Below are 25,978 nucleotides of genomic sequence, written 5' to 3'. Positions count from 1 at the left end.
GCGAGCGCAAGCCGGCAATTGGGCGTTGGCCGGGAATCAGGCAGGGCCGGAGATATCGCCAGTCCGTTATAGTCACGCAGGAAAACTGCAGCAGTACGCCCCGGAACCACCGCCTCGATGAAACGCTCCCATGTCGCTTTCGCCCTCACGGGCCTGCTCGTTGCGCTGCCGATTGCCGCGTATGCGCTCGTCAAGCCGTTGCGCGTCGTCGCACCCGCGCTGGTCCCCGGCGTGTCGTGCCCGAGCGCCGATATCTGCACGGACGATGCCGCGAAGCTCGGCGATGCGCGGCAGCTCTATCGCGACGGCTATGCGCGCGCGGCGGCAGCCGTTGGCGCATTCCAGGAGGCGCCGCGCGTCGTGTTCTGCTCGACGCGGGCGTGTGCGGATGCATTCGGCCTGGGCCAACGCGCGGCGTTGACGCTCGGGAATTTCGGCGTGATCGTCGCACCGCGCGGCTGGCAGACCTACTTTCTCGCGCACGAGCTGATCCATCACCGGCAGGCCGAAGTACTCGGCAACCTGGCCGTCGCGACCAAGCCGCGCTGGCTGATCGAAGGGATGGCGTATTCGCTCAGCGACGATCCGCGCCATCCGCTGGCGGAGCCGTTCGAGTCGTGGCGCACGCGTTTCGATGCGTGGCATGCGGCGCTCGGCGGGCAGCCGCTGTGGGAGGCCGCGCGGGCGGTTGAATAGCGCGGCAGGGGCGCTCCGCGCGGCGTCTTGTCCGTCATGCCGGCGCGAGCGGATCGTCGCGCCCGGCGGTGAGCGTGTCCCGCCCTGCGGCGAGGATCTCGTCAGCCAACACCGGATCGGTGCCGGCGATTGCGCGCGACAGCACGAGCGCGCCGACCATCTGGCTGAAGGCCGCGACCGCGTCGCGACGCGTCTGCGCTGGCGTCGCGCCTTCCACGGCCACCATCCGTTCCAGCCGATCGAGATACCTGGCGAGGCCGTGCGCATAGCACGCACGCGCCGCATCGGTCAGTCGCGGCGCATCGCCCGCGAAACCGGACAGCGGGCATCCGGCCTCGACGTTGTCGCGATGCGCGGCCGACAGATACTGCGCCACCTGCGCGTCGAGACTGCCGGCGTTCGGCGAATCCGCGCGGTCCTGCATGGCCTTTTCCATCACCTCGGCGACCAGCGCGTCTTTCGACTTGAAGTGGTTGTAGAAGCCACCCTGCGTGAAGCCGGCTTCCTTCATCAGCTCCGTGAGCCCCACTGCGTCGACGCCGCGCACGCGGAACAGCCGCTCGGCGGCCGCGACGATCGCGCTCCGGTTTTCGGCAGCCTGCTGTCTCGATACGCCCATAGATCCCTCCCTTATTTTGTCGATCGCGTCGATTGGAAAACACAATGGTGATCGCAATTGACATGGGTGAATTGCGCGAACACAATGCACCGCAAAGACAATGGTGATCGACATTGACATCGAGTGTAGCCGACTTGGCGGAGGGTGCAAAGCCACGGCCGGAACACCGGATGGCATTCAGTCGAAGTCTTTGGCGCCGCCGGGTCACGGGCAGCGGGCGGTTCGCCGTCTGCCGGCGGCGGCGCCACGGTTCGGTACGCAGGTTCGGTACGCAATGGCAGGCTGGTTTTCCACCGGATCTCACGCGCGCGGCGAGCCGGCGCGCATGCGATTCATCATGCGAAAGGAACGAACATGAAGATCGAAGGTGCAGTCGTTTTCGTCACGGGCGCGAACCGCGGGCTCGGGCTCGAGTTCGCGAAGCAGGCGCTCGCGAGAGGGGCGCGCAAGGTCTATGCGGCGGCGCGCGATCCGGCGACCGTGACGCTGCCGGGCGTGGTGCCGGTGAAGCTCGACGTGACTGATCCGGCGGCCGTCGCCGCGGCGGCCGATGCCGCGCGCGACGTCACGCTGCTGATCAACAACGCGGGCATCGCGCGGCTCGGCAGCCTGACCGACGACGGTGCGCCGGACGCGTTGCGCGATCACTTCGAAACCAACGTGTTCGGGATGCTGGCGATGTCGCGCGCGTTCGCGGGCATCCTTGCCGGCCATGGCGGCGGCGCGATCCTGAACATCCTGTCGGTTGCGAGCTGGGTGAACCGGCCGATCCTGGCGGGCTACGGCGTGTCGAAATCGGCCGCCTGGGCGCTGACCAACGGGCTGCGCCATTCGCTGCGCGAGCAGCACACGCAGGTCGTCGGGCTGCATGCCGGCTTCATCGATACCGACCTGACGGCCGGCCTCGACGTGCCGAAGGCGACGCCGGCCGACGTCGTGCGCCAGGCGTACGAAGCGATCGAAGCGGGGGAGGAAGAAGTGTCGACCGACGAGTTCACGCGGCAGGTGAAGGCCACGCTGTCGTCGGGCGTGTATCTGGAAGAACCGGCGCCGCGCTGACGCACCGGAATCCCGGGCCCGCCCCCCGCTGCGCGTGCAGCGGGTGCGGCGGGCCGTACCGTCAGACGGTGGTGTCGATGATGCCCGGGATCTTCACGTCGGGGTTCACGTCCGCGTCGTAGTCGACGCCGGCGATCTCGAAGCCGAACAGCCGCAGGAATTCGGTCTTGTAGCCGGTGAAGTCGGTCAGCTCGTACAGATTGTCGTTCGTCACGTGGTTCCACTGCGCGACGACCTTCGCCTGAACTTGCGGATCGAGTTCCTTGTAGTCCGCACGCAGGCGGCCTTCTTCGTCGACGTGCGGGGTCGCGCCGTACAGGCTGTCCTTGAACAGGCCGTACACCTGCTCGATGCAGCCTTCGTGCGTGCCGTTTTCCTTCATCGTCTTGAACAGCAGCGACAGGTACAGCGGCATCATCGGGATCGCCGAGCTGGCCTGCGTGACGACGGCCTTCAGCACCGACACGCGCGCGTCGCCGCCGTGCGCGGCCAGCTTGTCGCGGATCGACAGCACCTTCTTGTCGAGATCCTTCTTCGCTTCGCCGATCGAGCCGTTCCAGTAGATGTCGTGCGTGATCTGCTCGCCGAGATACGTGAACGCGGTGGTCTTCGCGCCGTCGGCCAGCACGCCGGCTTCATCCAGCGCGTCGATCCACATCTGCCAGTCCTCGCCGCCCATCACGGCGACGGTGCCGTCGATCTCTTCCTGCGTCGCCGGCTCCAGCGTGACGTCGCGGATCACTTCCTTGTCGGTGTCGAGGCCGCGGAACGTGACCGTCTTGCCGATCGGCTTGAGCGTCGAGCTGATGGTTTCGCCGGTCTTCGGATGCGTGCGGCGCGGTGCCGCGAGGCTGTAGACGACGAGATCGACCTTGCCGAGATCCTGCTTGATGGTGTCGATCGTGACCTGCTTGACCTTGTCGGAGAATGCGTCGCCGTTGATGCTGCGTGCATAGAGGCCCTTTTCGGCGGCGAATTTCTCGAACGCGGCGCTGTTGTACCAGCCGGCCGTGCCGGGCTTCGTTTCGCTGCCGGCGCGCTCGAAGAACACGCCGAGCGTGTCCGCGTCCGAACCGAAGGCGGCCGAGATCCGGGCGGCGAGGCCGTAGCCGGTCGACGCGCCGATCACGAGCACCTTTTTCGGGCCGTTGGCGATCGGGCCGTGCGAAGTCACGTAGTCGATCTGTTCCTTGACGTTGGCTTCGCAGCCGACCGGATGAGTCGTCACGCAGATGAAGCCACGCACGCGCGGTTTGATGATCATGGAAACCTCTACTCTAGTCAGAAAGGCTGGGACGGCCTGAATTCGGAAAATCCCGCGCATTGTAATGGATGCGGCAGATCGCGGGCGGGCGCGGCCGGAACCCGGCGGGTCGTTTGGTTATTTCTCTCTTGACAGAAATAACTGAAATGCCTAAATTTCACGTCATGGAACTCACACCGATTGTCGAACGATTCATTCTCCACTGGGGCGAAATGGGCTCGCGGTGGGGCGTCAACCGCACCGTCTCGCAGATCCACGCGCTGCTCTATCTGGCCGGCCGGCCGATCGCGGCCGACGAGATCGCGGAGACGCTCAACGTGGCGCGCTCCAACGTCAGCACGAGCCTGAAGGAGTTGCAGGCGTGGCGGCTGGCGAAGGTCGTGCATGTGCTGGGCGATCGCCGCGATCACTTCGAGACGTCGACCGACATCTGGGAACTGTTCAAGCTGATCGTCGAAGGGCGGCGGCAGCGCGAGATCGAGCCGACGCTCACGGTGTTGCGCGATTGCCTGACGAATCCGGAGATCGCGAACGAGAGCCGCGAGACCGAGCAGCGCATCCGCGACACGCTGCAGTTCGTCGAGACGCTCACGACCTGGTCGGACGAGATGCTGCGGCTCAAGCCCGATACGCTGATGAAGGCGCTCGGCATCGGCGCGAAGATCAGCCAGACGGTCCGGCGCAAGCCGTCGAAGTAAGCGGGACGCGCAGTGCGGGCAGCCAGCCCGCTTTTTTCGGGGTTGTTATTTCTGTCTATACAGAAATAACTGTAAATAGAGGATGAAAATGGACGCTGTCTTGCCATCGAGCCGCCCGCATGGCCGCACCGGGGCGCGCAGCATGACCGTCTTCGTGTGCGGCGCGAACGGCTTCATCGGGCGGGCGCTGTGCGCGCAGCTCGAAGCCGGCGGCCACCGAGTGCTGCGCGGCGTGCGTCATGCGCTCGGTCCGTCCGATGTCGGGATCGACTTCGCGCAGGACGTCGACCCGGACACGTGGCTCGCGCGGCTCGAGGGCGTCGACGTGGTGATCAATGCGGTCGGCATCCTCGCCGATCGGCGCGGCGCGACGCTCGACGCCGTGCATCGCGCCGCGCCGTGTGCGCTCTTCACCGCGTGCTGCCGCGCCGGCGTGCGGCGCGTGATCCAGATCTCGGCGCTGGGCGTCGAGCGTGGCGACACGCGCTACTTCGCGAGCAAGTACGCAGCCGACCGCTTCCTGCAGACGCTGCCGATCGACTTCCGGATCGTGCGTCCCGCGCTCGTCTATGGCACGGCCGGCGCGTCGGCGCGGCTGTTCCGGATGCTCGCGAGCCTGCCGGTGCAGGTGCTGCCGGCGGGGGGCCATCAGAGGCTGCGTCCCGTGCACGTCGACGATCTCGCCGAAGTCGTCGCGCGATGCGTCGATGCGCCGGCGGCCGGCCGCGCGGTGATCGACGTGGTCGGCGCCGACGAAATCGAATACCGCGAGATGCTGGCCCGCTATCGCGCCGCGCTGGGGTTTCCGCCGGCCGTCCGCATCGCATTGCCGGGCCCGCTGGCCGGCGCGGTGGCCGTGCTGCTCGGCACGCTGCCGGGGGCAATGTTCACGCGTGACACGTGGACCATGCTGCGCAGCGGGAACACGGGCGATCCGGCAGCGGCCACGGCGATGCTCGGCCGGCCGCCACGCGGGATCGACGGTTTCATCGGCCCGGAATCGGCCGCGCTGCGTCGCGACGCGCTTGCGATGTGGCGTCGTCCGCTGCTGCGCGGCGCGCTTGCGATCGTGTGGATCTGGACGGCCATCGCCAGCGCGTTCATCCATCCGCTGCGCGCGAGCCTCGCGCTGCTCGCGCCCGCGCACCTGACCGGGCTGCCTGCGTTGATCGCGCTCTACGCGGCCAGCGCGCTGGACTTCGCGTTCGGCATCGCAACCGTCGTCGCGCCGTCGCGCCGCCTGTGGGTCGCGCAAGCTGCGCTGATCGTCGCGTATTCGGCGGTCATCGCGGTCACGATGCCGGGCCTGCTCGCCGAACCGTTCGGCCCCGTGCTCAAGAACGTGCCGATTCTCGCGATCCTGTTGATCCTTTTTTCAGAAGAAGAACAAGCATGAATACCTATCTCGTCATCAAGGCGCTTCACATCCTCTCCTCGGTGCTGCTGGTCGGCACGGGGTTCGGCACCGCGTTCTACCTGTTCTTCGCGAACCGCACGCGCTCGGTGCCCGCGATCGCGGCCGTGTCGCGGCTCGTGGTGCGCGCGGACTGGTGGTTCACGACGCCGGCCGTGATCTTCCAGCCGGCATCGGGGCTCTGGCTCGCGCACACGGCCGGCTGGCCGTGGCATACGCCGTGGCTCGTCGCGTCGATCGTGCTGTATGCGATCGCCGGCGCGTGCTGGCTGCCGGTCGTGTGGCTGCAGATTGAACTGGCTGCGATGGCGAAGCTTGCCCATGCGCACGGCGCGGCCGCACTGCCGGAACGGTACTGGCGCTATGCGAAGCGCTGGGAACTGCTCGGCTATCCGGCGTTCTTCGCGATGCTGACCGTCTACTTCCTGATGGTGCTCAAGCCGATGTGAGCGCGCTGCCGCCGCTGCACGGAAGCGGCGATGCGGCATGACGGAAAGCAGTCGATCGATTCATGAGGCATGCGACAGACAAAAAGAAGGAATGCGAATCATGAGCTCAAGTGAACTGGTGCTGTACTTCGACGGACGATGTCCGTTATGCGTTGCGGAGATCAGGCGTCTCGGGGCCCGCGACGCGCGCCGGCGGCTGGCTTTCGTCGATATCGCCGAGCCGGGTTTCGATCCCGCGCCGCTGGGCGTCGACCTGCCCGCGCTGAATCGCGAGCTGCACGCGCGCCTGCCCGACGGACGCATGCTGACCGGCGTGGACAGCATCCTGGCCGCCCATGCGCTGACCGGGCGCCGCTGGCTCGTCCGGCTGCTTCGCGCGCCGGTCGTGCGCGGTGCGCTGGCGCCGCTGTATCGCCGCTTCGCGCGCAACCGGCATGCGGTGTCGCGCTGGCTCGGCTATCGCGCCGACGTGCCGTGCGACGGGGCGACGTGCGGTAGCGGTCGCGGCCGTGCCGCCGAACCCGCGGCGGATCGTGCGGCGGGTGACGCGGCGCGACGCATCGTGGTGACCTGGATGTATGGCGCGGCGATCGCACACCTGCTCGTCGGCATGGCCGTTCCGTGGATGGCCGGCGCGCCATGGCTGGACGCGTATCACCGCGCCGTCGAGCTGCATTTCTGGGCGGGCGCGGCGCCCGAACCGGCGCGGGCGCAGCAGATCTGGTGGATGTCGCTGATCGGCGCGACGGTGCAGTGCGCGTCGGTCTGGATGCTGGCGCTCGTCCACCTCGGCAACCGTCTGCGCCGGCGCGAAGTGTGGGGATGGCTGCTGGCCGGCCTGTCGATCTGGGCGCCGCAGGACATGCTGTTTTCAATGCAGGCCCATGTATCGGGCCACGTGGCGATCGATGCGGCGGCACTCGTCGCGATGGTGCCGCCGCTCGTCTGGCTGTGGAGGAGGGACACCGAATGAACACCTTGCCTGCTTTCGACTGGGCGCTCAACCTGCTGATCGTGCAGGGCGCGATGGGCGCATTCGATACGCTCTATCACCACGAACTCACGCAGGATCTCCCGCACAGCCCGCGCGCGCGGCTCGAGCTGGCGATTCACGCGGTGCGTTCCGTGCTCTACGGCCTCGTGTTCGCGTCGATCGCGAACGTCGCTTTTCACGGCGCGTGGGTCGCGGCAATCGCGGCGGTGGTCGTCGTCGAGGTGGTGCTGACGCTGTGGGATTTCGTCGTCGAGGATCAGAGCCGCAAGCTGCCCGCAACCGAGCGCGTGTTGCATACGCTGCTGGCCGTCAACGGCGGCGCGCTGTTCGGCATGATCGCGATGCAACTGGCTGCGTGGGCGCACGAGCCGACCGCGCTGCAGGCGATCGATCCGGGCTGGCGAGGCCGGGTGCTGAGCCTGTTCGCCGTCGGCGTGACGGTATCGGGAATCCGCGACGGGATGGCGGCCTGCCGGATCGCACGTTCCGCACCGATCGCCAATCCGTTCGCGGGGCAGCCGCCCGGGAACGTGCTCGTGACCGGCGGGACCGGCTTCATCGGCGAAACCCTCGTGAACCAGCTGCTCGATGCGGGGCATGCGGTCACGTTGCTGGCGCGCGATCCGCTGCGCGCGGCCTACCTGTTTCACGGCCGCGTGCGCAGCGTCGCGTCCGTCGAACAACTGCTGCCTCACGAGCGTTTCGACACGGTCATCAACCTCGCGGGCGCGCCGGTGCTCGGGGCGCGCTGGAGCAAGCGCCGGCAGGCGGTGCTGCTCGCCAGCCGGGTTGGCGTCACGGAATCGCTGATGCGCTGGGTCGAGACCGCCGAGGTCAAGCCGCGCACGTGGATCCAGGCATCGGCGATCGGTTACTACGGCGTGCGTCCTGCCGACGAGCGACTGGACGAAAGCAGCAACGCCGGCACCGGCTTCATGTCCGAGCTGTGCCGGCAGTGGGAGCAGTCCGCGCAGCCGCTCGCGCGCCACGGCGTTCGCCCGGTGGTGCTGCGACTGGGCGTCGTGTTCGGCCCCGGCGGCGCGCTGCGCCCGATGCTGTTGCCGCATTACTTCGGGATGGGCGGGCGATTTGGCGACGGCACACAGGTGATGAGCTGGATCCATCGGGACGACGTGCTGCGGATCATCGCGCGGGCGATGGCGAACCCGGGCATGCACGGCGTCTACAACGCGGTCGCGCCCGCGCCGTTGACCCAGCGCGAGTTCGTGCAGGTCGTGTCGAAGGTGCTGCACCGCCCGGCCTGGCTGCATGTGCCGGCCGCGCCGCTGCGCATCGCGATGGGCGAGATGGCCGAGCTGCTGCTGGATGGGCAGCGCGTGATGCCGGCGCGGCTGCATCAGGACGGATTCATGTTCCGGTTCCCGACGGCCGAGCATGCGCTGCGCGACCTGACGAATCGGCCGCATGCGGATTTTTCGCGTACGGCCTGTCGTTTGCCGCGTGGTCGTGTATAAATTCGGCGTGAATGCGTTCGCGACGTGTCGTGCGTCCCGGGCGCTCCGCATCCGACCTCACAAGGAGACTGCATGCTGCACATCCTCGGCAAGATCCCGTCCATCAACGTTCGCAAGGTGCTATGGCTGTGCACCGAGCTGAATCTGCCGTTCGAACAGGAAGACTGGGGCGCGGGCTTTCGCACGACCAACGACCCGGCGTATCTCGCGCTGAATCCGAACGGTCTCGTGCCCGTCATCAAGGACGACGATTTCGTGCTCTGGGAATCGAACACGATCATCCGCTATCTCGCGAACCGCTACGGCGACGACGCGCTGTATCCGGCCGAGCCGCAGGCGCGCGCGCGGGTCGATCAATGGATCGACTGGCAGGGTGCCGACCTGAACCGCTCGTGGGTGGGCGCGTTCCTCGGCCTCGTGCGGAAATCGCCCGATCACCAGGATCCGGCCGGCATCGCGCAGTCGATCGCGGGCTGGACGAAGCACATGCAGGTGCTGAACGCGCAGCTCGAAGCGACCGGCGCGTACGTGGCCGGCAACAGCTTCACGCTCGCGGACATTCCGATCGGCCTGTCGGTGAACCGCTGGTTCGGCACGCCGTTCGAGCATCCGGATTTCCCGGCGGTATCGCGCTATATCGAACGTCTCGCGACGCGCGAAGGCTTCCGGAAATACGCGGGCAGCGCGAACCCGTGATGTCTCGCAGGTCGTGCGCGGCGCGGCGGCGTGGCAATCGCCGCCGCGTCCGCGTCATGAACGGCATGCACGGGCCCGCGGGCCCATTGTCATGCGCCGGGCGCGGGCACCGCGTCGAGCACGCGTGCGAGGAACGCCTCGTGATTCCACGCGGATTCCGGCCGCGACAGCCCGAGCCGCACGACCACCAGTTGCCGGCTCGGCACCACGCTCACGAACTGGCCTTCATGGCCGACCGCATGAAACGCGTCGGCCGGCATCGCGACCGCATGGGGATCGCGATCGTTGAACGGCTCCGGCACCTTGACCCACAGCTGCGCGCCATACTCCTGTCGCTCGGACTGCGGCGTCGCGCGCGTCAGGTAGCGCACCCAGCCTTCCGGCAGCAGCCGTTGCCCGTCCCATACGCCGTCTTGCAGCAGCAACTGCCCGAAGCGCGCCCAGTCGCGTGCGCTCGCATAGATGTACGACGGACTGACGAGCGTGCCGGATGCATCGGGCTCGAACACCGCGCTGCGCATCCCGAGCGGCGCGAACAGCGCGCGGCGCGGAAACGCGAGGTAGTCGTCCTCGCTGCCGCCTAATGCTTCGCGCATCACGCGCGCGATGATCGCGCTCGTGCCGCTCGAGTAGGACCACCGCGCGCCGGGTGTCGCGACGAGCGGCTTTGCCGACGCAAACCGCGCGGTATCGGGCTGCTCGTACAGCATCAACGCGACGTCGGACAGCGCGTCGTCGTAGTTCTCGTTGAATTGCAGGCCGCTCGTCATCCGCAGCAGTTCGTCGAGCGTGATGGCCGCGCGCGGATCGCCGCTGTCGCGCCATTCGGGCAGCAGGGCCGACGCATCGGCCGACAGCTTGTGCTGGGCGACGAGCACGCCGACCAGCGCGGCCGTCACGGTCTTCGTCATCGACCAGCCGAGCAGCGGCGTGTCGGCCGTGAAGCCGGGCGCATAGCGTTCGGCGATCACCTGGCCGCGCCACATCACGACGACCGCGCGCGTGCGTCGCGGCCGCGCCGGATCGGGCTCGTCGAATGCGCGGTCGAGCGCGGTCTGCAGCTTCTGCGCGTCGATGCCGGCCGGCGGCGTGGCCGGTGCCGGCTGCGCGGGCGGCGGATCGGGGAGCGGATCGGGGAGCGGATCGGGGAGCGGCGGCAGCGCGGCCGGCAACGCGCCGGGCGACGGCCCGATCGCGAGCGTGCAGCCGAGCCCGGGCCGAAAGTCGGCTTCACGTTCGGCGAAGCCGGCGAAGGTCGCCGTCGCGCGATGATGGTCGGGGTCGATCGAAGGGCGCACCAGCTTCAGCAGCGGATGCACGCCGGCCATGATGTCGACGTCGATCACGGACGCGGCCGGGCGGCCCGACACGTACACGCCGGAACACAGTGCCTTCGCCGCATAGCCGGTTGCGATCGGCGCGAGCCGGGACAGCATGGTGCCCGTGTAGCCGAGCGCGGCGACGACGGCGAGCGCGACGCCGCGCAGGATCAGCTTCTTGAAGTGGATCGTCATGCGCGAGCGTCCTCGGTGGTATGCCGGCAGGCAGCGATCCGGCAGTGTCGCAGGTTCGGGCGATGCGTTGCAATCACGGCGGCGTGACGCGCGACGGCGACCGTGCGGCGGCCGGTGCGTGACCCGTCATGCCTTCCGCGTCCCACGCGACGATTCGGCTACCGTCGCACGGCGAACGAGTTGGCATCGGTCCCGCCGTCGGCCGATAATCGTCCGGCATCGCTTTCCCACTCTCCCAGTCCAACCGTTATCGGAAAACGCCATGTCCTACGACAACAACAACCCGTTCGCCAAAATCCTGCGCGGCGAACTGCCGTGCGTGAAAGTCGCGGAAGATGACGCGACCCTCGCGATCATGGATCTGATGCCGCAGGCCGACGGCCACGTGCTTGTGATCCCGAAGGAGCCGGCCGCGCAGATCTTCGAGTTGTCCGGCGATGCCGCCGCGGCCGGCATTCGCATGACGCAGCGCGTCGCGGCGGCGGTGCGCGCGGCGCTCGAGCCGGACGGCGTGTTCATCGGCCAGTTCAATGGCGCGGCAGCCGGCCAGACGGTGCCGCACGTGCACTTCCACGTGATTCCGCGCTGGGAAGGCGCGGAGTTGCGGATGCATGCGCGCGAGATCGCCGACGCGGCGACGCTCGAAGCGCTTGCGCAGCGCATTCGCGCGCGCTTCGTGTAACGCGTCGATTGCACGGGGCGACGGCACGGCCGGCGCACCGGCCGGCCGCCGCGCCATCGCCTGTTTCAGCGGTCATGCGAGGTAACACGTGTAACCGCCGGCGAAACTCGGCCCGGCCAACCCGGCGCTAGACTCGGCGCATTGCTTCATCGAGCGACAGGAAGGGCGGATCGCCGCTTCGTGCCGGCCGCCGCCGTTCGCGGCGGCCAGGCGTTCGCGAGGTGCCATTCGTCTTTCGCGCCGGGAATCGAGCCATGACCAGACTTCTCATCACGCTTGCCCTGATCGGCGGCCTGTCCGGCTGCTACGTCGCGCCGCCGTACGGCTACGCGCCCGCGCCCGCCTACTACGGCTATGCGCCGGCGTATTACGCGCCGCCCGTCAGCGTCGGGATCGGCGGCAACTTCCGCATCCGCTGATCCGGCACCGGGCGTTGGCGCGGGCCGCATCGGTCAGCGCCAACGCGTTGCGCGCGAGATTCGCGCGAGATTCGCGTATCGCATGACGGCGATGCGCTGCACGGCGTGCGCGCGGTTCCTATACTTCACAGGAAAGTGCATTCCGCATGCCGGTGAGGCAGCCATGACAGTCACCCGCAAGGTCGCCGCCCTGTCGGGCATCTCCACGCTCGTCTATCTCGGGCTCGCGGTGCTCGGCAGCGGCGGGTTCGCGGCCTTCTTCTCGCATCCGCCGCTGGCCGTCGTCGTCGTCGCGACGTTCGCGATGGCCATCGCCGCGCTGTTCACCGAAGGCAACCTGAGCAGCGGCGAGCGCGAGAACCGCGACAACCGCTGGGTGCTCGCGGCGTTCGGGATCAGCGGATTACTGCTGGCGTACCTGCCTGCCCTGACCGACCGGCTCGACTTCTGGACCTTCGGCGGCGATGCGGTGCGCTGGATCGGTGTCGTGCTGTACATCGCGGGCGGCGTGCTGCGCATCTGGCCCGTATTCGTGCTCGGCAAGCGCTTCAGCGGGCTCGTCGCGATCCAGCCGGGCCATACGCTCGTGACCGACGGCATCTACAGCCGCATCCGCAATCCGAGCTATCTCGGCCTGCTCGTCAATTCGGTCGGCTGGGCGCTGGCGTTTCGCTCGGGCGTCGGCGTGCTGCTCGTCGTGCTGACGATGGTGCCGCTCGTCGCGCGCATCCGCTCCGAGGAGGCGCTGCTGCGTGCGCAATTCGGCGCCGAATACGACGCGTATTGCGCGCGGACCTGGCGTCTGCTGCCCGGCGTGTACTGACCCCCTTCATTGCTTCCCCGCCGTCGTTTCGGGCCCCGCCCACGATTCGTTCCCGATGTGTTGCCACGTGTGTCGCAAACGTGCGACGCCACACATGGCCGGCTTGTCGTCCAGCCGCGCCGGATCCTCCGCGAAGCCAATGCCGGCGCGGGTTTGCGGGCATCCCGTCGGGTGCGTTCGACGTCGCTTATTCGTAAACAACTTGTTACCAGAATGTCCACGGCAAGGATGTGGGACCGGTGCTATTCTTCGCCGCAAGCTCATTGAAATGAATTGGTCCGCGGTTCGGCACAATGCCTGATCCGACGTCGATCGATTCAGATCGTCGTACCGAGCGGACCTTCAATAACCAGATTGCGAACAAGGAAGAATACGGGAATGTGGAAGAAAATCGCCCCCGCTCTCGTCGTCGCCGCGTTGACCGGCGCGACTGCACTGCCGGCCATGGCAGGTGACATGAACAACGCGCTTGGCGGCGCGCTCGGCGGGGTAGCCGGCGCAGCGGTCGGCGGTGCGCTCGGCGGCAGCACGGGCTCGGTAATCGGCGGCGCCATTGGCGGCGGCGCGGGTGGCGCGGTGACGTCGAACCGTCGCGAGCGCACCGGCGCGATCATCGGCGGCGCCCTCGGCGGCGGCGCAGGCACCGCGGCGGGCAACGCGATGGGCGGCCGCACGGGCGGCCTGCTGGGTGCGGCTGTCGGCGGCGGCGCCGGCGCGGCGCTCGGCGGCAACATGTCGCGCAGTTCGTACGAACGCGACCACGGCGATCGCGGCTATCGCCACCGCAAGCACCGTCACCACCGCGACTGGGACTGATCGCCGCTCGCGCGGCTCGGTGCGCGAACGGCGCACCGGCGCGCCGACGGCGTCGGCACCCGACGCGAGAGTCGGCCCGGCGGCCTGCCGGGCCGCCATCGCCGGCCAGACCGGCGAACCCATTCCGGCCGATTTGGCCGCAGCCCGATGCCCGATCGACGGGCTGGCAAATTTCCCTCCTCGCTGCTTCTCCCCGTTTTCCGACGACATCGACTCTCGCGACTGAATGCGTCCAGGCAGTGTCGGCACCATTCGCGTTCCGTTCGATGCCCGTTGGCCCGTTCTCCGGCTTGACGACGGCGCGTGATTGGCGCGGTGCTGCCTGGTGCCGTGCGCACGTCGTCGCACGCCAGTCTGCGTAACCGGATGTATCGCAACCCGCGTGCGCGACCGGAATGGCAGCGGTCATTCGCTTGCGCCGCTTGCACCGCTTGCATCCCGGCGAACGTGCGCGTTGCCCGGCCCGTCACGATTTCCCTGATAGCCAGACCGTCGCGCCACGCGGCCTCAACACGCATCACGGGTGCCGGTGGGTAGTGGGAAATCGAATGGAATCCATCGCAACATTTAATTGGTCGATTGCGAACGACTTCGCTATCGTCGGCGATGCTCGCGTATGGCATCGCACCGTGCCGCTGGCCGCGCCTCGCCGCATGGTCGCGAGCGCCACGGCCCGGTCGCCGGCCCACAAGCATGGGCCGCCGCGTCCGAAGAACCGGACGAACCCGTCGCGAAGCCTGGCCCACCGAACGAAGGCGCATGCGTCTTCAAGCCAGCCCGGCAACGACGTCCCGCCGCCGCATGCGTGCCCTGTGCGTGTGCCGCCCGATGTCGTTGGTGCCCGGGGCCGGACCAACCCATTGCCTGGATGCACTATGTCTAAGACAACGTATTACGCGCCGCATGGCGGCCACCCGCCGCAGACCGATCTGCTGACCGATCGCGCGATGTTCACCGAGGCGTACGCGGTGATCCCGAAGGGTGTGATGCGCGACATCGTCACGAGCTGGCTGCCGTTCTGGACGAACACGCGCCTGTGGGTGATCGCCCGCCCGCTGTCGGGTTTCGCCGAAACCTTCTCGCAGTACATCGTCGAAGTGAACCCGGGCGGCGGCAGCGACAAGCCCGAGCAGGACAAGAACGCCGAAGCCGTGCTGTTCGTCGTCGAAGGTGAAGCCGAGCTGACGCTGCAGGGCACGAAGCACGTGCTGAAGCCGGGCGGCTACGCGTTCATTCCGCCGGGCGCGGACTGGACGCTGCACAACGTCAGCGATGCCGCGGTGCGTTTCCACTGGGTGCGCAAGCATTACCAGGCCGTCGACGGCATTCCGCTGCCGGAAGCTTTCGTGACCAACGAGCAGGACGTCGAGCCGATCCCGATGCCGGGCACCAACGGAGCCTGGGTGACGACGCGCTTCGTCGACATGAGCGACATGCGCCACGACATGCACGTGAACATCGTGACGTTCGAGCCGGGCGGCGTGATTCCGTTCGCCGAAACGCACGTGATGGAGCACGGGTTGTATGTGCTCGAAGGCAAGGCCGTGTATCGACTGAACCAGGACTGGGTCGAAGTCGAAGCGGGTGACTTCATGTGGCTGCGCGCGTTCTGCCCGCAGGCGTGCTATTCGGGTGGCCCTGGCCGTTTCCGTTACCTGCTGTACAAGGACGTGAACCGTCACATGAACCTGTTGCTGAACCCGGCGCGTTAAGCGTCGTTCAGGCAGTTGGATGTGAAAGCCCGCCGGTGGATGCCGGCGGGCTTTTTTGGGAATATTCGCGGGTTTATGGGGACGTTGCTTGCCGACTCGAAGCGGCCATGCGTAGATCTCCGAAGCGGCCGTTTAGCGTGCGCTCGCCTGACAAATACCACTGTCGACGTGGCGAAGTACGCCGATCCCAGCTCCGTTCGCACCGAGCGGTTGACTGGACCGAACACTGGGCTGGACGCGTCGCAAGCGTGCTGACAGCGCCTGCGTTGCACTGGCCGGCGGTCGCATCGAGGATCAGGTTCGCGGCCTCTACCGGATGCGAAATGAGCACGAGGTGACTTGCCTTGAAGCGCACACGATCCGAATTGGTGGTGCGACCTTCTTTCGATACTCTGTACCCGCTTCGATCAGCCCACCGAAGTCGGATCGATATCAGGTCGATATAATCCGGAGTACATAGCTATTGTCGTATTCACACGGCAACGGAAGCGTCGCTTCTCATCCCTTCTCTAGATTTTCACCGAACGGGTAGCCTGCGGTTTCCTGCGAAGATAAAGCGTTTGAGCGATCAGCCCCAGAACGAGCGCGACGAGGAGCGCGGCTTGGGCACCGAGAAGCAGTGGCGACTTCGGATCGCTGACCAGCGGATGTCCGTCGGGCACACGCTTCAACGTTTCGGTAACCGTGGGAACCATCAGCACGAATGCTGTCAACGTCAGGCAGAAGGTTTCCAGGTAGATACCGGCTCGACCGGGCAGAGGCAGATATGCAACGCCATACCCAGCCAGTAACAGCACGACGGCCCCGACTCCGATGATGTAGCTGACACCTTGATGCGCTATGGCGAACACGGTCAGAGAACCAATCAACATGGTAACGAAGTACACCCGCCCGGCAACTGACCGTGGAACGATCCTGCCGTAACGCGCGAACATGTACACGGCCATGGGGATCGCGGGTAGACTGCCGAGAGTATGTATCCAGCCGAGCGGCGAAATTCCAAACATGGTTTCAATCCTTGTCTTGCGTGATTTCGTTGGTGGTCGACGCTTACTTTAGGCTCACGAAACCCGAATTGACATGACTGAACCTGGGAAAAACTTGACCATTTTTCCGGATCGGGCGCTGGCTGGTCTGGCTAACGGTGATCTCCTGTCTCAGGTTCTTGCGCGTATGCGCATGACAGGCGACCGCGTCTTTTCGTCGATGCTGCAGCCATTCGCGCAGTTGGACATGTCGGCGCGGGCGGCGCACGCGTACGCAGTCATGGAAGGCGTGGTGCAAATTGCCGGCGATGAGGCAGACGTTTCCGAGATTCGGTCCGGCGAACTGCTGTTGTTGCCGCGCGGACCTGACGGCCTGCGCATTTCCGCCCTGGACCAACCGGCGAATGTGGTCGTCTGCCACTTCTGGTTTGATCCGGCGAGCCAGCCGGATCTGCTTCTGACGCTACCCGTCATGATCCACCTTCGCCAGGCGGAGACAGGCGACTGGCTGCCGAACATCATGCAGTTTCTTCTGCATGAGGCGGACAATGACGAGGCGGGATCCGCCTTGATGGTCTCCCGCATGATCGATCTCGTGGTGGTGCGTGCGTTGCGTGCCTGGGTTCATCATGGTCACGCATCGAACTGGTTGGGCGGATTGGCGGATAAGCGTATTGCCCGCGCTTTGAAGGCCATCCATGAGCAGTCGCCACGTGGTTTGACAATCGATGGTCTGGCTGCCGTCGCGGGTATGTCCCGCTCCAACTTTTGCGAACGTTTCAATGCGCTCGTCGGCAAGTCTCCGTTGCGTTACCGCAATGAATGGCGCTTGAGCGTCGCCCGGGACATGCTGGCGAAAGGTGACGCGCGCGTGGGCGAGGTTGGAAGGTCGGTTGGTTACGAGTCGGAGGCCGCTTTCAGTCGTGCCTACAAGGCCTGCTTCGGCCATGCACCTCGAGAAGCGAAGCCATCCATCACGCCCGCCGAATGACGGCGCTGCTCACGACGCCACGCGGTCGCTTCGCTCCGTCGATCTGTCAGCAAAACAGATTTCGCTATCGCCTCATTTTCATGCCGCTACGGTCATCGCGAGACTCTCGGCGATCGGAACGACGGGCTCATCAGCCAGCTGTAGCGCTACCCGATCCTCCATCCCGATCCCGTTGAAAGTGCCGATCCCCGATACGCGGATTGCCACCCATCCAGGATGCGTTGTCGAATGTCGCAAACTGGCCGACCGCGGTCGGTCTTCCCCACGTTCCTCGTAAATTCGCGACGAACTTGTTTTCGCTGGCGACGCGTACTGCTACAGGCCGAGCGCAGTCGCCGCGAGCGTAGCGACCTGCAAACGCGTATCGGGTAGCAGCCCGTCCTCGATCAACCACACCGCCGACAAACCCGACCACGCGAGAATCCACTGCAGCAGCCGGCGGCGGTCCAGCTCCGCTGCATCGGCCACGAGCGCGACACGCCGCTCGAAGCGCACGGGATCGGCCGCAATATCGTGCGAGGGATTGCAGAACAGGTTCGCGTAGTCGAACGCGCGATCGCCGCGCAGCCCTTTCGGGTCGATCGCGAGCCAGCCGCGTTCGCCGAAATGGAGGATGTTGCCGTGATGGATGTCGCCGTGCAGGACGACTTCGTCGATGGGCGGCCCGGCCAGCAACTGGTGAGCGACCGTTGCGGAGCGGTGCAGTACGTCGCTGCCTGAGGCGTCCGACAACAGCGCATGGAACCCGTCGTGCAGCGGCACGACTGACGGCGGCTCGGAAGCACGATGCGCATGCAGCCGCGCGACGACGTCACACGCAATGCGCATCGCATCATCGTCGTGCCCCGATGCCGAATAACCGGCCAGCGTGGGCGCCGGCTGCGCGCGTTCGAGCAGGACGGCATCGCCGTCGTGCCGCCACACCTGCGCGGCGCCTTGCCCGTTCCACCAGGTCATCAGCGCATTGCCACGACGTTCTTCATCGCACGTAGCGACCTTCAGCATCGCCGGCCGCGATTGCCAGACGACGGGCAGCAGGCCGCCGCTCGCAGTCAGGATCGGGTCGCCGTCGGGAACGAGGCCCCACAGGCCGAGGTATCGATCGAACATCACGTGATGCTACAGGCGAACCGGATCGCGCGCAGCATTGTTCGCCCGACACGTGCGTCATGCGGTCGCAGATGCCACGTGAGCAGCCCCGGCACACTTTCCTAAATAAAATTTAGCCAGCCAAACTTTGGCTAAAGAATGTTCCGGTTTCGCGCCATCCCTTCGACAATGCGCGCCTTTCGTGACCAGTCGGTGCCTCTCGCGCAGCGGCCGTCACAGCATCGAAGAAGGAGCCCGACATGACCGACCACACCGCATCCCCGCCGTCGCCACCCGCGCCGCGGCCACACCGTCGCCGCGTGTGGCGCACGCTCGCGGGCGCGCTGCTCGGCCTGACGCTCGCATGCGCGGGCATCGGCACATGGACGATCCAGCGCATCTGGACGCAGTTGCCGTCCGTCGAGCACCTCGCCGTCTATCGTCCCGCGCTGCCGCTGCGGATCTTTTCGCGCGACGGCGACCTGCTGGCCGAATACGGCGTCGAGCGGCGCGAGTTCGTGCCGCTCGAACGCATCCCGTCGCTGATGCGGCAGGCGCTGCTCGCGGCCGAGGACGCGAAGTTCTACCAGCACGGCGCGGTCGATTTCGGCGGCCTCGCGCGCGCGACGTTCGCGAACGTCGTGACGGGGCAGCCGGGGCAGGGCGGCAGCACGATCACGATGCAGGTCGCGCGCAACTTCTACCTGACGCGCGACAAGGTGCTGAGCCGCAAGCTCGCCGAGATCCTGATGGCGGCCAAGCTCGAACGCGAATACAGCAAGGACAAGCTGCTCGAGCTGTACATGAACGAGATCTACCTGGGCGAGCGGGCCTACGGTTTCGCGGCGGCCGCGAACGTGTATTTCGGCAAGCCGCTCGACGCGCTGAGCGCGGGCGAGGCGGCCGTGCTCGCGGGGCTGCCGAAGGCGCCGTCCGCGTTCAACCCGGTCGTCAATCCGGCACGCGCGACCGCGCGGCGCAACTACGTGCTCGGCCGCATGCATGTGCTCGGCCAGCTCGACGACGCGACGTATCACGCGGCCGTCGACGCGCCGATCGCGCTGGCGACCACGCCGCCGCCGGGGATCATCGCGGCGCCGTACGTCGCCGAGCGCGCGCGCCGGATGATGGTCGAGCGTTTTCACGACGACGCCTACACGCTCGGCCTCGACGTGACGACGACGATCTCGATGCGCGACCAGCGCGCGGCCGAAGCGTCGCTCGAACGCACGCTGAGCCGCCAGCCGCGCGCGAAGCGCGATGCGCGCAACGGGCTCGAAGGCGCACTCGTGTCGCTCGACGCGGCCACGGGCGACATGCTCGCGCTCGTCGGCGGCGCGGATTTCAACCGCAACGTGTTCGACCATGCGCTGCAGGCGTATCGCCAGCCGGGCTCGAGCTTCAAGCCGTTCGTCTATTCGGCGGCGCTGGAAAAGGGCTACTTCCCGGGCGTGCTCGTCGACGATACGCAGCGCACGCTCACCCATGAGGAAACCGGCGCGCGGCCGTGGCGCCCGCGCAATTTCGCCAACAACTACGAGGGCTTCATTCCGGTGCGACGCGGGCTCATGCGCTCGAAGAACCTCGTTGCGGTCAGCCTGATGCAGGCCACCGACGCGCGCTACGTGCAGCAACATGCGGTGCACTTCGGTTTCGACGCGCAGCGCAATCCGGCCTCGCTGCCGCTCGCGCTCGGCGCGGGCGCCGTGACGCCGCTCGAACTGGCGAGCGCGTACAGCGTGTTCGCGAACGGCGGCACGCGGATGGAGCCGCGCCTGATCCTGTCGGTGAAGCAGCGTCACGGCGGCGCGATGTACGAGGCGACGGCGCCGGCGGGCGAGCGCGTCGTATCGGCGCGCAACGCGTTCGTGATGGACAGCATGCTGCGCGACGTCGTGAAGGCCGGCACCGCGCGCGGCGCGCTGGCGCTGCGCCGCGACGACGCGGCCGGCAAGACGGGCACGTCGAACGGCTCGAAGGACGTCTGGTTCGCCGGCTACTCGTCGGGCATCGTCGCGGTCGCGTGGCTCGGCTACGACACGCCGCGCCCGATGGGGCGTGCGACCGGCGCATCGCTCGCGCTGCCGGTCTGGCTCGACTACATGAAGACGGCCGTCGACGGGCGTACGCCGGTCGAGGCAACCCCGCCGCAGGACGTCGCGCTCGTCGACGGCGACTTCGTCTACGCCGAATACACGCGCGGCACGTGCACGGCCGACGTGCCGTCGTACATCCGCAGCCGCTTCGCGTGCGGCGCGGCGGCGGCGGCGGCCGATACGTCCGACGCGCCGGGCAACAACGGCAAGCTTGCCGAGCCGATGCCTGCCGCGGTCGACGCGGCCGAGCGCGAACGTGTGCTCGACCTGTTCCGGACGGATGACTGACGCGCATCATGCATACGCTTTATCTGATTGCAATCGTCGCGGAAGCGATGTCGGGGGCGCTGATGGGCATGCGCCGCGGGATGGATCGCTTCGGGCTCGCGCTCGTCGGCGCGGTGACGGCGCTCGGCGGCGGCACCGTGCGCGACGTGCTGCTCGGCCACTATCCGCTCGGCTGGATCGCGCATCCCGAGTACCTGGTGATCACGCTCGTCGCGGCGACCGTCGCGTCGTGGGTCGCACGGCATGTCGCGCGAATGAAGACGCTGTTCGTCACCGTCGACGCGATCGGCCTCGCGGCTTTTACGATCATCGGCTGCGACATCGGCGCGTCGACGGGCACCGCGCCGATCATCGTCGTGCTGGCCGGCGCGATCACAGGCGCGTGCGGCGGGATGCTGCGCGACCTGCTGTGCAACGAGATGCCGCTGATCCTGCGCGAGGAGTTGTACGCGAGCGTCGCGTTCGTGACGGGTGCGCTGTATGTCGGGATGCAGCACCTTGGCATCGATGCCGGGGTCGCGACGGTGGTCGCGCTCGCGGCGGGCTTCACGATGCGGATGCTCGCCGTGCGGCTCGGCTGGAAGATGCGGACGTTCGGCGCGGCGGACGTCGGGCATTGAACGGGAGGGCGTGCCGCCCGCTCGGCGCGCGGGCACGGATCAAGCCGGCCACGGCGCACCGGTGAACGCCCAGGCCGGAGCGAACGTCAGTCTGCCTGCATCACCTGGAAGACGTTGCCTTCCGGATCGATGCCGTCGTACATCGTGTACGCAAACCCGTCATAGCGCTTGAGATCTCGCACCGTCACGCCGTTGCCGGCCAGCCGCTCGCGATGCGCGCCGATGTCCTGGCCGATCGAGAACACGAATTTCACGTGGCTGGCTGCCGCACGCGCTTCCGCATGAGTCTGCACCGCGTGGCGGAACGCCGGGCCGGCGAGATGCAGCGCGAGCTCGATGGCGCCGGCACCGAGCACGACCCACTCGTGTTCGATTTCCTCGACGACGGGCAGATCGAAATACCGTTGGTAAAACGTCTTGAGCAACGCGACGTCCTGGACGTACAGGATGATGCGGGTCATGGGAAGCGGCATGTGGGCCTCCTTGAAGGGATGTGCGAGGCGCGAATGATGTGTTGTGAAAGTCGTTGCTATCGATCAAGCGTGACATCGCGCGGCGCAATGCTCATGCGACATGCGACACGCGTCCGTGCCCGCGCCGGCGCCCGCGCTAAGCGGGCACCATCACCGGCGGCGCACCGTCGCCGGTCTCCACCATCTTCACCGCGAATCCGTAGCACCGCGCGATATGCGCCGGCGTCATCACGTCGCGCGGCGTGCCGTGCGCGACGATCGTGCCGTCGGCGAGCATCGCGATCGTATCGGCATGCCGCGCGGCGAGGTTCGGATCGTGCACGATCGCGAGCACGCCGAGCTGCCATTCGCGTGCGACGGCGCGTACGGTGTCGAGCAGGCGGTGCTGATGCGAGAGATCGAGCGCGGCGGTCGGCTCGTCGAGCAGCAGGTAGCGCGGGCCGCTGTCCGTCGCTTCGTCGTCCGGCCACAGCTGCGCGAGCACACGGGCGAACTGCACGCGCGCGAGTTCGCCGCCCGACAACGTCGTGACGTCGCGGCCGACGAGTGCATCGGCCCCCGCGCGTTCGAGCGCGTACCAAGCGATGTCGCGATCGCGACGTGACGTTGCACCGCTGCGCCGTGCATGCGGATAACGGCCGAGCAGCACGATTTCGTCGACGCTGAACGGAAACGCAGGCTGCGCGGCCTGCGGCAGCACCGCGCGCAGGCATGCAAGTCGCGGCGCGTCGATGCGCGCGAGCGGTTCGCCGTTCAGCGTGATGTCGCCGGTCACGCGCACGCCGTTCGGCGCGGTGCCGCCGGTGAGTTCGCCGGTAAAGGTCTTCAGCAGCGTACTCTTGCCCGCGCCGTTGCGGCCGAGCAGCGCGGTCACGCGGCCGGGTTCGATCGACAGCGACAGGTCGCGCAGGATCGCGTTGTGCCGACGGGCAACGTCGAGGTGATGGGCGGTCAGCATGGTCGTCGTGAGAAAATGGTTAGCCGCCGAGCGCGCCGCGGCTCTTCCACAGCAGCGCCAGAAAGAACGGTGCGCCGAGCAATGCGGTCAGCACGCCGAGCGGAATTTCCGCGGGCGCGGCAACCGTGCGCGCGGCGAGATCGGCGCCGAGCGTCAGCAGCGCGCCGAGCAGCGCGGCGCCGGGCAGCACGATGCGTTGGTCGGGGCCGCATGCGAGCCGCACGCAATGCGGCGCGACGAGCCCGATGAAGCCGATGATGCCCGCGCACGACACCAGCGCGCCGACCGCGAGCGCGACCGCGACGAGCACGCGCCGCTTCAGCCGCTGCACGGGCACGCCGAGGTGCAGCGCCTCGGTTTCGCCGAGTTGCAACGCGTTCAGCGCGTCGCGTTCGCGCGCGAGCAGCAGGCAGCCGATCGCGACGCACGGCGCGACGGCTGCCAGCGCGGGCCATTGCGCGCCGCCGAGGCTGCCGAGGCTCCAGAAGGTCAGCGAGCGCAATTGCGCATCATCGGCGACGAACGTGAGGAGCCCGATCGCCGCGCCGACCAGCGCGTTGATCGCGATGCCGGCGAGCAGCAGCAGCGGCAGCGCGAGCCGGCCGCGCGATGCGGCGAGCCGGTAGACGAGCGCCGCGACCGCGAGCGCGCCCGCGAATGCGGCAACCGGCAACGCGGCCGCGTTCACGTGCGCGGCAAAGAGCGCGGGGCCGAGCACGATCATCGTCGTCGCGCCGAGCGCGGCGCCGCTCGACACGCCGACGAGCCCCGGATCGGCGAGCGGATTGCGGAACAGCGCCTGCATCGCGGCGCCGGTCGCGCCGAAGCCGCCGCCGACCAGCAACGCGAGCGCGACGCGCGGCGCGCGGATGTCGAACAGCACCGCGCGCGCCTGCTGTGCGGCCGCATCGCCGGTCAGCGCGGCCCAGGCTTGCGCGAGCGGAATGCGATACGCACCGATGCACAGGGCGACGACGGACATCGCGCACACGAGGCAGGCGAGCGCAACCAGCGCGAACGGCGCGAAGCGGCGCGACGTGCCGATGCACGCGGCGCCGGAGCGCGACGCGGGCGACGAGGCGGGGAAAGGCGAAGCGTGAGCGGGCATCGGGGCATTCCGGAATCAGGCGAGCGCATCCGACAGGCGTCGGTGCAGGGTCGTGACGGCGAGCGGCAGGCGCGGGCCGAAGCCGAGCAGGAACAGCGCGTCGAGCGATACCACGCGTTGCGCGCGGCCGGCCGGCGTCGCGCCGAAGCCGGGCGTCGCGAGCAGCGCGGCGCGGCCGCCGACGGCCGCGAGCCCTTCGTCGGAGATCAGCACGACGTCGGGCGCGGCGGCTGCCAGCGCCTCGGTCGTCAGCGGCTTGTAGTGATCGAAGCCCTGCATCGCATTGCGCGCGCCCGCGTAGCGGATCATCGCGTCGGCGGCCGTACGCTGGCCGGCGACGAGCGCCTGGTTGCCGGTGTGGTTCAGCACGAACAGCACACGCGGCGGCTGCGCGCCGCCGGGCGCGCGGCCAGCGACCGCATCGCGCGCGGCCTGCCAGTCGCGGTCGAAACGCTGCAGCAGCGCGGTGCCCGCGCCACGCACGTCGAGCGCCTGTGCGACGCCCGTGATCTTCGCGCGCACCGAATCGACGTCGTGGCGTTCGTCGAACGTGGTCACCGCGACACCGGCGCTTTTCACCTGTGCGATCGCGGTGGGCGGGCCGGCCTCCGCCGACGCGAGCACGAGATCGGGCCGCAGCGACAGCAGGCCTTCGGCCGACAGCGCGCGCTGGTAGCCGACCTTCGGCAGCCGCTTTGCGGCGTCGGGGTACGTGCAGGTCGTGTCGGCGCCGACGAGCCGGTAGCGCGGCGTCTCGGCGCCGCCGAGCGCGAACGCGGTTTCCGCGAGTGCGCCGCCGATCACGACCACGCGTTTCGGCGCGGCCTGCCCACCCTGGGCGAGCACGCTGCCGGGCAGCGCGCCCGCGAGCGCGCCGGCCGCCGCGCTCGCCAGCACCGCGCGGCGGCGCGGATCGAACGGTCGCGCGCTCACCGCGCGCCCCCGCGTGCCGCGGCCGGCAGCGTCGCGACGAGCGCGCGCCAGTCGTCGCGTTCCACCTTGCCGGGTTTGCGTTCGCCGAACAGCAGCGCGACATGGTCGCCCTGCCGGTCGAACAGCTCGAGCGACGTGACGATGCCGTCGCTCGTCGGCTTCTTCACGACCCACGCGGCGGCGATCAGGTCCTCGCGCACGTGCAGGTTGAAGCCCGGGTCGAGCACGTTGATCCATGCGCCGACCTCGCGCACGTTCGCGACGGGGCCGGTATGGATCTGGATCATTCCCGCGTTGCCGACGAACACCATGATCGGCTGGCCGCTTTGCGCCGCCTGCTGGAGCACGTGACGCAGCGCATGCGCGGTTTCGACCGGATACGCGTATTGCGGATCGGCGAGGCGCAGCGCCTGCATGCGGCTCACGCCGAAGCGCTGCGTGATGCCGAAGAACTGGTGCGTGTCGGTCATCGCGTCCCACGCGGCGCGAAAGCCCGCGACATCGATCTCGGTGTCGGCGCGCTCGGGTGTTTTCGGCGCAGCGGGCGCGACCTCGAGGCCCGGCTCCTGCGACGGCGCACGCCAGCGCTCGACGAACGCGTCGTACGCGGCGTGGTCGCTGTGCGCGCGCAGGTAGACCTTGTGGATCGCATGGCCCTGCGCGTCGAAGAACTGCAGGCTCTTCAGCGGGCCGTGCGCGGTTTCGTCGCGCACGGCGAACGCCGACACCCAGTGGCGATAGAAGATGCGCAGGTCGATATCGCCGAGCGCGAGGCCGACGGGGCCGTCATGGCTCATCTGCGCATATTCGCCATCTTTCTCGTGGACGGCCGTGTCGTTGCGCGTGAGCGCCATTACGCGGCCGAGGCGCGGCATTTCCTCGAACATCGCCGGAAAGCGCGCGTCGAGCCGCACGACGTGCTCGCCGACGAACGCGGCGAGCGCCTCGCCTTCGCTGACACCGAGCGCCTGCGCGGCGTCGCGGTTGCGCAGCTGGCGCTCGGTCTTGAGCTTGACGAACGCGTCGCGCAGCGCGGCGGCCGCGCGGGCCGGCGTGGCCGGTTGACCGGGAAGGGCGGATTGCATCATGTCGGACTCCTTCAAGTA

26 protein-coding genes are annotated in these 25,978 nt (G+C 67.9%); 16 read left to right on the top strand and 10 right to left on the bottom strand.

Annotated elements, in window-relative coordinates; all coding sequences use genetic code 11:
• Positions 1–117: 117 nt before the first annotated feature.
• On the top strand, positions 118–696 hold the full coding sequence (locus HWX39_RS00665) for a hypothetical protein (protein ID WP_175965108.1): 579 nt from the start codon (positions 118–120) through the stop codon (positions 694–696).
• A gap of 34 nt (positions 697–730) precedes the next feature.
• On the opposite strand, the gene HWX39_RS00660 is transcribed toward HWX39_RS00665, so the two are convergent.
• The gene (locus HWX39_RS00660) at positions 731–1,315 is read right to left on the bottom strand and encodes a TetR family transcriptional regulator (RefSeq protein ID WP_175965107.1); all 585 of its coding nucleotides are present in this window, start codon (positions 1,313–1,315) and stop codon (positions 731–733) included.
• Positions 1,316–1,669: 354 nt separating this feature from the next.
• Between HWX39_RS00660 and HWX39_RS00655 the strand changes: the two genes are divergently transcribed.
• Positions 1,670–2,374, top strand: coding sequence for an SDR family oxidoreductase (locus tag HWX39_RS00655; protein WP_175965106.1), 705 nt, complete (start codon positions 1,670–1,672; stop codon positions 2,372–2,374).
• Positions 2,375–2,435: 61 nt separating this feature from the next.
• Here the strand turns inward: HWX39_RS00655 and fabV are convergent, their stop codons facing one another.
• Positions 2,436–3,638, bottom strand: coding sequence for an enoyl-ACP reductase FabV (gene fabV / locus HWX39_RS00650; RefSeq protein WP_175965105.1), 1,203 nt, complete (start codon positions 3,636–3,638; stop codon positions 2,436–2,438).
• 164 nt (positions 3,639–3,802) lie between these two features.
• On the opposite strand from fabV, the gene HWX39_RS00645 reads away from it, so the two are divergent.
• The 6 genes from HWX39_RS00645 to HWX39_RS00620 all read left to right on the top strand — a co-directional run bounded on the left by HWX39_RS00645 (position 3,803) and on the right by HWX39_RS00620 (position 9,364).
• Positions 3,803–4,336 (top strand): MarR family transcriptional regulator, encoded by a 534-nt coding sequence (locus HWX39_RS00645; RefSeq protein WP_175966017.1) that lies wholly within the window; start codon positions 3,803–3,805, stop codon positions 4,334–4,336.
• Between the two features lie 88 nt (positions 4,337–4,424).
• Complete coding sequence (locus HWX39_RS00640) at positions 4,425–5,732, top strand: SDR family oxidoreductase (protein WP_175965104.1); 1,308 nt, start codon at positions 4,425–4,427, stop codon at positions 5,730–5,732.
• Positions 5,729–6,199 (top strand): DUF2269 domain-containing protein, encoded by a 471-nt coding sequence (locus HWX39_RS00635; RefSeq protein ID WP_175965103.1) that lies wholly within the window; start codon positions 5,729–5,731, stop codon positions 6,197–6,199. The genes HWX39_RS00640 and HWX39_RS00635 overlap by 4 nt, the downstream gene beginning before the upstream one ends.
• Before the next feature lie 100 nt (positions 6,200–6,299).
• Positions 6,300–7,172, top strand: a complete 873-nt coding sequence (locus tag HWX39_RS00630; RefSeq protein ID WP_175965102.1) for a DUF393 domain-containing protein — start codon at positions 6,300–6,302, stop codon at positions 7,170–7,172.
• Entirely contained in the window at positions 7,169–8,668 is a 1,500-nt protein-coding gene (locus HWX39_RS00625; protein ID WP_175965101.1) for a TIGR01777 family oxidoreductase, read from the top strand. The genes HWX39_RS00630 and HWX39_RS00625 overlap by 4 nt, the downstream gene beginning before the upstream one ends.
• A 72-nt stretch (positions 8,669–8,740) precedes the next feature.
• Complete coding sequence (locus tag HWX39_RS00620) at positions 8,741–9,364, top strand: glutathione S-transferase (protein ID WP_175965100.1); 624 nt, start codon at positions 8,741–8,743, stop codon at positions 9,362–9,364.
• An 89-nt stretch (positions 9,365–9,453) separates the two neighbouring features.
• On the opposite strand, the gene HWX39_RS00615 is transcribed toward HWX39_RS00620, so the two are convergent.
• A complete protein-coding gene (locus HWX39_RS00615) occupies positions 9,454–10,878 on the bottom strand; it encodes a serine hydrolase (protein ID WP_175965099.1) in 1,425 nt (474 codons plus the stop codon).
• A gap of 262 nt (positions 10,879–11,140) precedes the next feature.
• Here HWX39_RS00615 and HWX39_RS00610 point away from each other — a divergent pair, with 262 nt between their 5' ends.
• From HWX39_RS00610 to HWX39_RS00590, 5 genes are all read left to right on the top strand, one after another.
• On the top strand, positions 11,141–11,560 hold the full coding sequence (locus HWX39_RS00610) for an HIT domain-containing protein (protein WP_043181059.1): 420 nt from the start codon (positions 11,141–11,143) through the stop codon (positions 11,558–11,560).
• A gap of 254 nt (positions 11,561–11,814) precedes the next feature.
• On the top strand, positions 11,815–11,979 hold the full coding sequence (locus HWX39_RS00605) for a hypothetical protein (RefSeq protein WP_011353821.1): 165 nt from the start codon (positions 11,815–11,817) through the stop codon (positions 11,977–11,979).
• A gap of 163 nt (positions 11,980–12,142) precedes the next feature.
• Positions 12,143–12,802, top strand: a complete 660-nt coding sequence (locus HWX39_RS00600) for an isoprenylcysteine carboxylmethyltransferase family protein (RefSeq protein ID WP_175965098.1) — start codon at positions 12,143–12,145, stop codon at positions 12,800–12,802.
• Between the two features lie 378 nt (positions 12,803–13,180).
• Complete coding sequence (locus tag HWX39_RS00595; RefSeq protein ID WP_174942025.1) at positions 13,181–13,618, top strand: hypothetical protein; 438 nt, start codon at positions 13,181–13,183, stop codon at positions 13,616–13,618.
• An 875-nt stretch (positions 13,619–14,493) separates the two neighbouring features.
• Positions 14,494–15,330, top strand: coding sequence for a bifunctional allantoicase/(S)-ureidoglycine aminohydrolase (locus HWX39_RS00590; protein WP_039349877.1), 837 nt, complete (start codon positions 14,494–14,496; stop codon positions 15,328–15,330).
• A gap of 509 nt (positions 15,331–15,839) precedes the next feature.
• On the opposite strand, the gene HWX39_RS00585 is transcribed toward HWX39_RS00590, so the two are convergent.
• Positions 15,840–16,337 carry a hypothetical protein gene (locus HWX39_RS00585; RefSeq protein WP_175965097.1) on the bottom strand — a complete coding sequence of 166 codons (498 nt, stop codon included), beginning with the start codon at positions 16,335–16,337 and terminating at the stop codon, positions 15,840–15,842.
• Positions 16,338–16,410: 73 nt separating this feature from the next.
• On the opposite strand from HWX39_RS00585, the gene HWX39_RS00580 reads away from it, so the two are divergent.
• Entirely contained in the window at positions 16,411–17,307 is an 897-nt protein-coding gene (locus HWX39_RS00580) for an AraC family transcriptional regulator (RefSeq protein WP_175965096.1), read from the top strand.
• A gap of 315 nt (positions 17,308–17,622) precedes the next feature.
• Here the strand turns inward: HWX39_RS00580 and HWX39_RS00575 are convergent, their stop codons facing one another.
• Positions 17,623–18,417: an aminoglycoside phosphotransferase family protein gene (locus HWX39_RS00575; RefSeq protein ID WP_175965095.1), complete on the bottom strand. Its 795-nt coding sequence runs from the start codon at positions 18,415–18,417 to the stop codon at positions 17,623–17,625.
• Positions 18,418–18,656: 239 nt separating this feature from the next.
• Between HWX39_RS00575 and HWX39_RS00570 the strand changes: the two genes are divergently transcribed.
• Together HWX39_RS00570 and HWX39_RS00565 are read left to right on the top strand one after the other, a co-directional pair.
• Positions 18,657–20,780, top strand: coding sequence for a PBP1A family penicillin-binding protein (locus HWX39_RS00570; RefSeq protein ID WP_175965094.1), 2,124 nt, complete (start codon positions 18,657–18,659; stop codon positions 20,778–20,780).
• Between the two features lie 8 nt (positions 20,781–20,788).
• Entirely contained in the window at positions 20,789–21,400 is a 612-nt protein-coding gene (locus HWX39_RS00565) for a trimeric intracellular cation channel family protein (RefSeq protein ID WP_175965093.1), read from the top strand.
• A gap of 86 nt (positions 21,401–21,486) precedes the next feature.
• Here the strand turns inward: HWX39_RS00565 and HWX39_RS00560 are convergent, their stop codons facing one another.
• The 5 genes from HWX39_RS00560 to HWX39_RS00540 all read right to left on the bottom strand — a co-directional run bounded on the left by HWX39_RS00560 (position 21,487) and on the right by HWX39_RS00540 (position 25,960).
• Positions 21,487–21,873: a VOC family protein gene (locus tag HWX39_RS00560; protein ID WP_175965092.1), complete on the bottom strand. Its 387-nt coding sequence runs from the start codon at positions 21,871–21,873 to the stop codon at positions 21,487–21,489.
• Positions 21,874–22,009: 136 nt separating this feature from the next.
• Positions 22,010–22,831, bottom strand: a complete 822-nt coding sequence (locus tag HWX39_RS00555) for a heme ABC transporter ATP-binding protein (protein ID WP_175965091.1) — start codon at positions 22,829–22,831, stop codon at positions 22,010–22,012.
• 19 nt (positions 22,832–22,850) lie between these two features.
• Positions 22,851–23,939, bottom strand: coding sequence for an iron ABC transporter permease (locus HWX39_RS00550; RefSeq protein WP_175965090.1), 1,089 nt, complete (start codon positions 23,937–23,939; stop codon positions 22,851–22,853).
• A 15-nt stretch (positions 23,940–23,954) separates the two neighbouring features.
• Positions 23,955–24,872 carry a helical backbone metal receptor gene (locus HWX39_RS00545; RefSeq protein ID WP_175965089.1) on the bottom strand — a complete coding sequence of 306 codons (918 nt, stop codon included), beginning with the start codon at positions 24,870–24,872 and terminating at the stop codon, positions 23,955–23,957.
• Entirely contained in the window at positions 24,869–25,960 is a 1,092-nt protein-coding gene (locus HWX39_RS00540; RefSeq protein WP_175965088.1) for a ChuX/HutX family heme-like substrate-binding protein, read from the bottom strand. Before HWX39_RS00540 ends, HWX39_RS00545 begins: the two co-directional genes overlap by 4 nt.
• Between the last annotated feature and the right edge of the window lie 18 nt (positions 25,961–25,978).

It is taken from the genome of Burkholderia sp. BCC0322, from assembly GCF_902833045.1.
Lineage (GTDB): Bacteria > Pseudomonadota > Gammaproteobacteria > Burkholderiales > Burkholderiaceae > Burkholderia.
This window is presented reverse-complemented; position numbering and strand designations above follow the sequence as displayed.

What these genes read in the sequence shown, in the direction of transcription:
- HWX39_RS00665 (WP_175965108.1), top strand. Translation starts at nt 118, where the DNA reads ATGAAACGCTCCCATGTCGCTTTCGCCCTCACGGGCCTGCTCGTTGCG.
- HWX39_RS00660 (WP_175965107.1), bottom strand. Translation starts at nt 1,315, where the DNA reads ATGGGCGTATCGAGACAGCAGGCTGCCGAAAACCGGAGCGCGATCGTC.
- HWX39_RS00655 (WP_175965106.1), top strand. Translation starts at nt 1,670, where the DNA reads ATGAAGATCGAAGGTGCAGTCGTTTTCGTCACGGGCGCGAACCGCGGG.
- fabV (WP_175965105.1), bottom strand. Translation starts at nt 3,638, where the DNA reads ATGATCATCAAACCGCGCGTGCGTGGCTTCATCTGCGTGACGACTCAT.
- HWX39_RS00645 (WP_175966017.1), top strand. Translation starts at nt 3,803, where the DNA reads ATGGAACTCACACCGATTGTCGAACGATTCATTCTCCACTGGGGCGAA.
- HWX39_RS00640 (WP_175965104.1), top strand. Translation starts at nt 4,425, where the DNA reads ATGGACGCTGTCTTGCCATCGAGCCGCCCGCATGGCCGCACCGGGGCG.
- HWX39_RS00635 (WP_175965103.1), top strand. Translation starts at nt 5,729, where the DNA reads ATGAATACCTATCTCGTCATCAAGGCGCTTCACATCCTCTCCTCGGTG.
- HWX39_RS00630 (WP_175965102.1), top strand. Translation starts at nt 6,300, where the DNA reads ATGAGCTCAAGTGAACTGGTGCTGTACTTCGACGGACGATGTCCGTTA.
- HWX39_RS00625 (WP_175965101.1), top strand. Translation starts at nt 7,169, where the DNA reads ATGAACACCTTGCCTGCTTTCGACTGGGCGCTCAACCTGCTGATCGTG.
- HWX39_RS00620 (WP_175965100.1), top strand. Translation starts at nt 8,741, where the DNA reads ATGCTGCACATCCTCGGCAAGATCCCGTCCATCAACGTTCGCAAGGTG.
- HWX39_RS00615 (WP_175965099.1), bottom strand. Translation starts at nt 10,878, where the DNA reads ATGACGATCCACTTCAAGAAGCTGATCCTGCGCGGCGTCGCGCTCGCC.
- HWX39_RS00610 (WP_043181059.1), top strand. Translation starts at nt 11,141, where the DNA reads ATGTCCTACGACAACAACAACCCGTTCGCCAAAATCCTGCGCGGCGAA.
- HWX39_RS00605 (WP_011353821.1), top strand. Translation starts at nt 11,815, where the DNA reads ATGACCAGACTTCTCATCACGCTTGCCCTGATCGGCGGCCTGTCCGGC.
- HWX39_RS00600 (WP_175965098.1), top strand. Translation starts at nt 12,143, where the DNA reads ATGACAGTCACCCGCAAGGTCGCCGCCCTGTCGGGCATCTCCACGCTC.
- HWX39_RS00595 (WP_174942025.1), top strand. Translation starts at nt 13,181, where the DNA reads ATGTGGAAGAAAATCGCCCCCGCTCTCGTCGTCGCCGCGTTGACCGGC.
- HWX39_RS00590 (WP_039349877.1), top strand. Translation starts at nt 14,494, where the DNA reads ATGTCTAAGACAACGTATTACGCGCCGCATGGCGGCCACCCGCCGCAG.
- HWX39_RS00585 (WP_175965097.1), bottom strand. Translation starts at nt 16,337, where the DNA reads ATGTTTGGAATTTCGCCGCTCGGCTGGATACATACTCTCGGCAGTCTA.
- HWX39_RS00580 (WP_175965096.1), top strand. Translation starts at nt 16,411, where the DNA reads ATGACTGAACCTGGGAAAAACTTGACCATTTTTCCGGATCGGGCGCTG.
- HWX39_RS00575 (WP_175965095.1), bottom strand. Translation starts at nt 18,417, where the DNA reads ATGTTCGATCGATACCTCGGCCTGTGGGGCCTCGTTCCCGACGGCGAC.
- HWX39_RS00570 (WP_175965094.1), top strand. Translation starts at nt 18,657, where the DNA reads ATGACCGACCACACCGCATCCCCGCCGTCGCCACCCGCGCCGCGGCCA.
- HWX39_RS00565 (WP_175965093.1), top strand. Translation starts at nt 20,789, where the DNA reads ATGCATACGCTTTATCTGATTGCAATCGTCGCGGAAGCGATGTCGGGG.
- HWX39_RS00560 (WP_175965092.1), bottom strand. Translation starts at nt 21,873, where the DNA reads ATGCCGCTTCCCATGACCCGCATCATCCTGTACGTCCAGGACGTCGCG.
- HWX39_RS00555 (WP_175965091.1), bottom strand. Translation starts at nt 22,831, where the DNA reads ATGCTGACCGCCCATCACCTCGACGTTGCCCGTCGGCACAACGCGATC.
- HWX39_RS00550 (WP_175965090.1), bottom strand. Translation starts at nt 23,939, where the DNA reads ATGCCCGCTCACGCTTCGCCTTTCCCCGCCTCGTCGCCCGCGTCGCGC.
- HWX39_RS00540 (WP_175965088.1), bottom strand. Translation starts at nt 25,960, where the DNA reads ATGATGCAATCCGCCCTTCCCGGTCAACCGGCCACGCCGGCCCGCGCG.